Raw genomic sequence first — 6864 nt, 5'->3', positions numbered from 1 at the left:
CTCAGTCGTGACCGTTTGGGGAACGGCTTACGGCGTGCATTCGTTGAGGCCGCCGGATGCTGCATGCCCGACGGATCTTGCCCGCAAGCGGATCCGTTAGCGGGCAGCGACGACCTCTCACCCATCTGGTGCTCAGCGTCATTGAAGGCGGCTTGGCATGCGGGCTGTCCCTTCATGCCGATGGCGAGTCGTTCGGTTCGGCGAGCCCTTGAAGCAAGCCACTTCTGTCGACTATAGTCGACACATGGCCGAAGTCTTCACCACTGACGCCTTCGACCGGTAATTGCGCAAGCTAAAGGACCGACAGGGCCGGCTGCGGATCCTGTCCAGGATCGACCGCTTAGCCCACGATAACCCCGGTGACGTCAAGGCTGTCGGCCAGGGCGTCCTGGAACTTCGGCTGACTTACGGTCCGGGCTACCGGGTCTACTACGCACAACGCGGCAACCGCGTAGTGCTCCTGCTGTGCGGAGGCGACAAGTCGACACAGCAGAGCGACATTGCCAAGGCGCACCAGCTCGCCTCAGAGTGGCACGCAACGGAGGACGACAATGACCACTGAGCATTACACCCGCTTCGACCCCGCCGACTACCTCGACGACATCGACGACGTCGCGGCCTACCTGCAGATCGCTCTGGAGGAGTCTGCCGAGGACCCCACCGCCGTACCCCGCGCCTTGGGAGCGATCGCCCGCTCAGGCAACATGAGTGAACTGGCCCGCCGCGTAGGGATGAGCCGCGACGGGCTCTACAAGGCACTCTCCGACCAGGGCAACCCAACCTGGTCAACCGTGCTAAAGGTCTCCGGCGCCCTCGGCCTCAAGCTCACTTTCCGCGCCGTCGCATAGACACTCAACTCTGCCGTTAAGGGTGCACCGGTAAAGGATCGGCGGGTTCAATCGGTCGTTGCCTCCTCAGCCGCGTCATCGGAGCCCGCGGGCGGGATATGTACTGCCCGAGCCCACGGCATGCCATCGGGATACGGTGGGCCTACGCATCCTGAGGGGGAACCACAGTGAAGACCGCGAGACACCTGGCCCTGCCCGCCGCCGTCGCCCTGCACACCATGGGCTCCGTCCTGGTCTCGGTCGCGACCTGGGCGGTGATCGCCAGCAGCGCATCACCCGGGGCCCTGGACGGTGGGCTCTGGGTTCTGAGCTACACCCTCGCCGCCGCCGTCGGACTATTGGGGGTCCTCGGATTGGCCCTGACCCTCCGGGACCGGCGGACGGGCCCGGGCCGCCAGGAAGCTCAGGCCCTGGCATCCGTGGCCCTGGCCAGCGCCCTGATCCTGTCGGCCGTCCGGACTTTCATACCCCTCGGCGTGGTCGACCGCGCGATCGGCTTCGAGGGTTTCAACGCCGTACTCCAGACCCTTTCCATGGCCGGGCTACTACTGGCCGCCACCGCCGTGGTGGCCGGCGCCGTGGCCGCGCGCCGTGCCCCGCAGGACCCCGGCACCATGACACGCATTCTGGCTGCCATCGCCCCGCCGGCAGCGCTCGTGGCCTGGGGAGCGATCTCGCTACTGGCCCCCACTCCCTCGGGGCTCACCGTCACCTCCGCCGTGGGCGCGGTGCTGGCCCTCGTTGGCTTGGGGGCCGCCGTCGTGCTTTTGCGCCGTTCCCCGGGCACGGAGCGGGCGGGCCACGACGGTGTCGGCAGAGAAGCCGACGGAGCACACGGGCACGACGACGGCCCGGCCGGCAAGGCCGCCGACGCCGCGACCGAGATGGAGCGCACCGGCCGGCGGTTCCTGCGCCATCTGGCCACCCCGCTGGGACTGGCCTGTCTGGCGCTCATCCTGCCGCTGCTGGACGCCGTCCAGATCGGCCAGAGCGCCTGGCTACCACTGGTCTTCGCCGTGGTCCTGGCCATCGCCGCCGTGGCCGGGGCCGTGCTGGACTACCGTGCGCTCGGCGGGACGGGGATGCCGCGGGCCGGGCACCTGGTCGGCGAGCTGGGCGTTCCGGCCTCGATCCTCGTGCTCCCGGTGGCCCTCCTGTTCGGCGGGCTGGCCGGTGGCGGCTGGGCGATGCTCGGCGCCCTGGTCATCGGCTTGCTGGTGGCCACCCTCGTGGCGCTGATCGGCCTGATCGGGGTGCTGATCTCGGCGTTCTCCGGGCGCTATGCCTCCCGGGGAGCGCGGTACTCCGTCATCGCCACCGCCCTGGTGTTCGTGGCGGCCACGACCTTCATCCCGTTCCAGTCCGCCGGAGCGGCCCTGGTCAGCGTCATAGCGACCGCCATCCTGCTGCTCGCGGCCTTGGGGTCCGGGCTGGCCGCCGTTCTCTCGCCCCGGCCCACCCTGCGGCTGCCCGAGCCGACGGAGCCGTTGTTCACAGAGACGACCGACGCTGGCGTCAACGCCGTCCGCACCCCCTCCGTGTAGCCACGCCTCCGCAGCGGCGAGTGTGTCCGACCCACGGCGGGTTCGGCCCGTTGTGCCCCGTACCATGGAAGGCATGACTTTTCCCCCCGACGGTTCCGCGGACACCCCCGCCGGCACCCCGGCAGACGAACCCAGCACACCGGATCCGAACCGGCCCGAGCCGGCACGGCCCACGCCGGATCCGAGCCGGTCTGAGGCGGGTCCTGAGACGGCCTGGCCCGCCACGGGCTCCCCGGAACCGGATGCCCTGGACCGCCGCACCCTGGTGGTCCGCCGGGCCCCGAAGGTGCAGATGTTCCTGATCGGGGGCGCCCTGCTGGGCGTCATCGTCGCGCTGCTGGTGACCGCCTTCGGCGAGGCCAACCCCGAGTTCACCTTCGGTTCCACCTTTGGGTACTTCCTGGTGATCTTCGGCATCCTCGGCGTGGGGGTCGGAGCGATCGTCTGGCTGGTGCTGGACCGCCGGTCGAAGAAGCACACCTATACCGTGACCGCACAGTCCGTGGAGAGCTACGAGGACGCCGATTACGCCGTCCAGGACCACGACCTGCAGCAGTGGACGGACAAGTGGGAGAATGGGGAGCGTGACCAAAATGCGCGGTGACGGCCTGCTGACACATGACCTCGACCCCCACGAGAAGGGCCCCCAGGACGAATGCGGGGTGTTCGGCGTCTGGGCCCCCGGCGAGGAGGTCTCCAAACTCGCCTTCTACGGCCTGTTCGCCCTGCAGCACCGGGGGCAGGAGTCCGCAGGCATCGCCACCTCGGACGGCAAGCGGATCTCCGTCTACAAGGACCTCGGCCTCGTGTCCCAGGTCTTCGACGAGGCGACCCTGAACACCCTGACCGGGCACATCGCCGTCGGGCACTGCCGGTACTCGACCACCGGCGGCAACAACTGGGAGAACGCCCAGCCGACCCTCGGCGCCACCGCCGAGGGCACCGTGGCCCTGGGCCACAACGGCAACCTGGTGAACTCCGCCGAGCTGTACCGGATGGTGCAGTCCCGCTACGGCAGGCAGACCCGCGGCGAGATGGCCCAGGGCAACACCACGGACACCGCGCTCGTCACGGCCCTGTTGCAGGGTGAAGAGGGCTCCACCCTGGAACAGACCGCCACCGAGCTGCTGCCCCTGATCCGCGGTGCCTTCTCCTTCGTCTTCATGAACGAGCACACCCTGTACGCCGCACGCGACCCGCAGGGCGTGCGCCCGCTGGTGCTCGGCCGGCTCGAGCGAGGCTGGGTGGTGGCCTCCGAGCAGTCCGCCCTGGCCACCGTGGGGGCCTCCTTCATCCGCGAGGTCGCCCCCGGCGAGCTCATCGCGATCGACGAGGAGGGCATCCGCTCGACCCGCTTCGCCGAGTCCAAGCCGGCACACTGCGTGTTCGAGTACGTCTACCTCGCCCGCCCGGACGCCGCCATCAGTGGCCGCTCCGTGTATGAGTCGCGCGGGGCCATGGGACGTGCGCTGGCCCGGGAGAACCCGGTGGAGGCCGACGTCGTCATTCCGGTCCCCGAGTCCGGCACGCCCGCCGCGGTGGGCTATGCCGAGGAGTCCGGCATCCCGTTCGGGCAGGGCTTCGTCAAGAACTCCTATGTGGGGCGCACCTTCATCCAGCCCTCGCAGACCCTGCGCCAGCTCGGCATCCGGCTCAAGCTCAACGTCCAGCCCGCCGTGGTGTCCGGTAAGCGCGTGGTGGTGGTGGACGATTCGATCGTGCGCGGCAACACCCAGCGCGCGGTGGTCCGGATGCTCAAGGAGGCCGGCGCCGCGGAGGTGCACGTGCGGATCTCCTCCCCGCCCATCAAGTGGCCGTGCTTCTACGGAATCGACTTCGCCTCCCGCGCCGAGCTGATCGCCAACGGCGCCGGGGTCGCGGAGATCGCCGCCTCGATCGGCGCCGACTCCCTGGCATACATCTCCGCGGAGGGCATGGTCGAGGCCACCCGCCAGCCCCGGACCTCCCTGTGCACCGCCTGCTTCACCGGTGACTACCCAATCCCGCTGCCCACCGAGGAGGAGCGCGGTAAGGACCTGCTGGAGAAGCCTGTCTCCACCCCCGCCCTGACACCGGATTCCACCCTGGACCCGGAGGAGCGCCCCGGCGCCGTCGGCGGGGACCCGGGCCCCGGATCCTCCCTTGAAGACCTGCTGACCGCGACCGACAGGACCCCGCTGTGACTGCACCAGAGCACCCGAACGATCCGGCCGGCGTCGTGCCCTCTCCCGCGGCCGGCACCGCCGGCAGCACCGGTACCACCTACGCCTCCGCCGGTGTGGACGTGGAGGCCGGGGACCTGGCCGTCGAGTTGATGAAGGACGCCGTCAAGGCCACCCACCACGACTCCGTGGTCGGCGGCTTCGGCGGCTTCGCCGGACTGTATGACGTCTCCGCGCTGCTGAAGTACTCCCGGCCGCTGCTGGCCACCTCCACGGACGGTGTCGGCACCAAGGTCGCGATCGCTCAGGCGCTGGACAAGCACGACACGATCGGTTTCGACCTGGTCGGCATGGTCGTGGACGACATCGTGGTGGTCGGCGCCGAGCCGCTGTTCATGACCGACTACATCGCGTGCGGCAAGGTCGTGCCGGAGCGCATCGCGGACATCGTCCGCGGCATCGCCGCCGGCTGCGCGGCCGCCGGCACCGCCCTCGTGGGCGGGGAGACCGCCGAGCATCCCGGGCTGCTGGGCGTGGACGAGTATGACGTCGCCGGTGCCGCCACCGGCGTGGTCGAGGCCTCCGCCCTGCTCGGCCCCGAGCGCGTGCGTGAGGGGGACGTGGTCATCGCCATGGCTTCCTCCGGCATCCACTCCAACGGCTACTCCCTGGTCCGCCGCGTCATCAACGACGCCGGATGGTCCTTGGACCGTGAGGTCACCGACCTGGGCCGCACGCTCGGCGAGGAACTGCTCGAGCCCACCCGCATCTACACGGCCGACTGCCTCGACGTGATGCGCCACCTCAACGGCGACCCGGTCGCGGGCACCACGCCCGCGGTCGTCACCGCCTCCGGTGAAGCGGCCCTGCACGGCTTCTCCCACGTCACCGGCGGCGGGCTCGCGGCCAACCTCGCCCGCGTGCTCCCGCAAGGCCTGATGGCCACCGTGGACCGCGGCACCTGGTCACTGCCGGCCGTGTTCTCCCTCGTCGGCCAGCTCGGCCGCGTCCCGCTCGAGGACTTGGAGCGCACCCTGAACCTCGGCGTCGGTATGGTGGCCGTGGTGGACCCGGCGGCCGCCGATGAGGCGCTGACCCGGCTCAACGCCCGTGGCCTGACCTCCTGGGTCGCCGGCACCGTGGGCCGGGTGACCGACGAGGCCCGGAATGCCGGGGCCGACTTCATGCAGGGCGCCAAGGGCGTGGACGGCGGAGCGGTGCTGCTGACCGGGAACTACGCCACAGCCTGACGCGCTACCGGGCGCGGGAAAGGTCAGAGCCGGGCGTCCAGCCACTCCAACGCTGGAGCCAGGCGCGTGCGCCAGCGGAAGGCGGCCTTGGTGTCGGCGCGCGTGGGGCCGTCGTTGAGGACCGCCACCGGCTTGCCCAGCTTCTCGGCGTCCAGCACGAACTTGAAGCCGCTCATGACGGCCAGGGACGTGCCGATCGCCAGGACGGACCCGGCCCGCTCGAAGACCTGACGGGCGGCGGCCTTCCGTGCCGCCGGAACGCTCTCGCCGAAGTAGACCACGTCCGGCTTCAACTCCACGGACCCGCACACCAGGCAGCCGACCAGGTGGAACCGGTCCACCCACTCCTGGCCCAGTGTCACGTCCCCGTCCGGGTTGACCATCAGCGGGTCGACCTGCACGGCCTCGAGGTAGCCGGGATTCGCCTCCACCAGCCGGTGATCGAAGGACCGGCGGTCCTCCAGGGCCCCGCAGTTCAGGCAGCTCACCCGGTCCAGGTCCCCGTGCAGGGCCACCAGGCCCGGGGTGTCCGCCGCGGCGTGCAGGCCGTCCACGTTCTGGGTCACGACGCCGGCCAGGACGCCGGCGCGCTGCCAGGACGCCAGGAGGTGATGGGCCGGGTTCGGCGAGGCGGCGTCCATCTGCCGCCAGCCCACGAAGGACCGCGCCCAATAGCGGTGCCGGGCGCCGTCGTCGTGCCGGAACTCCTGGTAGGTCATCGGCCGGTGCCGCCGCAGCGATCCCTGCGGCCCGCGGTAGTCGGGGATGCCGGAGTCCGTGGAGATGCCCGCGCCGGTGATCACCAGCGGGCGATGCTTGCGCAACAGGTCCAGAATGCCCGCCCGCGCGAAGACGGGGTCCTGCGGTGGGGCCGCGTCCTCCACGATGCGCGCGATGGAGCGCAGGGCGGCCCGGTGCCCGTTGGCCGCCGGATGGCCCGGGCGCAGGGTGGCACCCGGAAACTCTTCTGGCCTCTCCACCTGCTCTGCGGTGTCCGCCGTCGCCGACGCGCCCCGAGGAGGCTCGGCGGACGGTGGTGGTTCAGTCGACATGGCGACGA

At 70.5% G+C, this 6864-nt stretch carries 7 protein-coding genes; 6 read left to right on the top strand and 1 reads right to left on the bottom strand.

Going from position 1 to position 6864, the window contains the following annotated elements; all coding sequences use genetic code 11:
* Positions 1 to 283 precede the first annotated feature (283 nt).
* The 6 genes from AB0333_RS10930 (at position 284) to purM (ending at position 5804) form a co-directional block, all read left to right on the top strand.
* Entirely contained in the window at positions 284 to 562 is a 279-nt protein-coding gene (locus AB0333_RS10930; protein ID WP_366218713.1) for a type II toxin-antitoxin system RelE/ParE family toxin, read from the top strand.
* Complete coding sequence (locus AB0333_RS10925; protein WP_347922267.1) at positions 552 to 848, top strand: addiction module antidote protein; 297 nt, start codon at positions 552 to 554, stop codon at positions 846 to 848. The genes AB0333_RS10930 and AB0333_RS10925 overlap by 11 nt, the downstream gene beginning before the upstream one ends.
* 167 nt (positions 849 to 1015) lie before the next feature.
* Positions 1016 to 2392 (top strand): hypothetical protein, encoded by a 1377-nt coding sequence (locus tag AB0333_RS10920; RefSeq protein WP_366218712.1) that lies wholly within the window; start codon positions 1016 to 1018, stop codon positions 2390 to 2392.
* A gap of 73 nt (positions 2393 to 2465) precedes the next feature.
* A complete protein-coding gene (locus tag AB0333_RS10915; protein WP_366218711.1) occupies positions 2466 to 2996 on the top strand; it encodes a hypothetical protein in 531 nt (176 codons plus the stop codon).
* Positions 2986 to 4575 (top strand): amidophosphoribosyltransferase, encoded by a 1590-nt coding sequence (gene purF, locus AB0333_RS10910; protein WP_366218721.1) that lies wholly within the window; start codon positions 2986 to 2988, stop codon positions 4573 to 4575. The genes AB0333_RS10915 and purF overlap by 11 nt, the downstream gene beginning before the upstream one ends.
* Before the next feature lie 35 nt (positions 4576 to 4610).
* A complete protein-coding gene (gene purM / locus AB0333_RS10905; protein ID WP_366218720.1) occupies positions 4611 to 5804 on the top strand; it encodes a phosphoribosylformylglycinamidine cyclo-ligase in 1194 nt (397 codons plus the stop codon).
* A gap of 23 nt (positions 5805 to 5827) precedes the next feature.
* On the opposite strand, the gene AB0333_RS10900 is transcribed toward purM, so the two are convergent.
* Entirely contained in the window at positions 5828 to 6856 is a 1029-nt protein-coding gene (locus AB0333_RS10900) for a Sir2 family NAD-dependent protein deacetylase (protein WP_366218710.1), read from the bottom strand.
* Between the last annotated feature and the right edge of the window lie 8 nt (positions 6857 to 6864).

The organism is Citricoccus sp. NPDC079358, assembly GCF_040702545.1.
Taxonomy (GTDB): Bacteria; Actinomycetota; Actinomycetes; order Actinomycetales; family Micrococcaceae; genus Citricoccus.
The sequence above is the reverse complement of the archived record's forward strand: the minus strand, read 5'-3'. Positions and strand labels throughout refer to the sequence as shown.

What these genes read in the sequence shown, in the direction of transcription:
- AB0333_RS10925 (WP_347922267.1), top strand. Translation starts at nt 552, where the DNA reads ATGACCACTGAGCATTACACCCGCTTCGACCCCGCCGACTACCTCGAC.
- AB0333_RS10900 (WP_366218710.1), bottom strand. Translation starts at nt 6,856, where the DNA reads ATGTCGACTGAACCACCACCGTCCGCCGAGCCTCCTCGGGGCGCGTCG.
- AB0333_RS10915 (WP_366218711.1), top strand. Translation starts at nt 2,466, where the DNA reads ATGACTTTTCCCCCCGACGGTTCCGCGGACACCCCCGCCGGCACCCCG.
- purF (WP_366218721.1), top strand. Translation starts at nt 2,986, where the DNA reads ATGCGCGGTGACGGCCTGCTGACACATGACCTCGACCCCCACGAGAAG.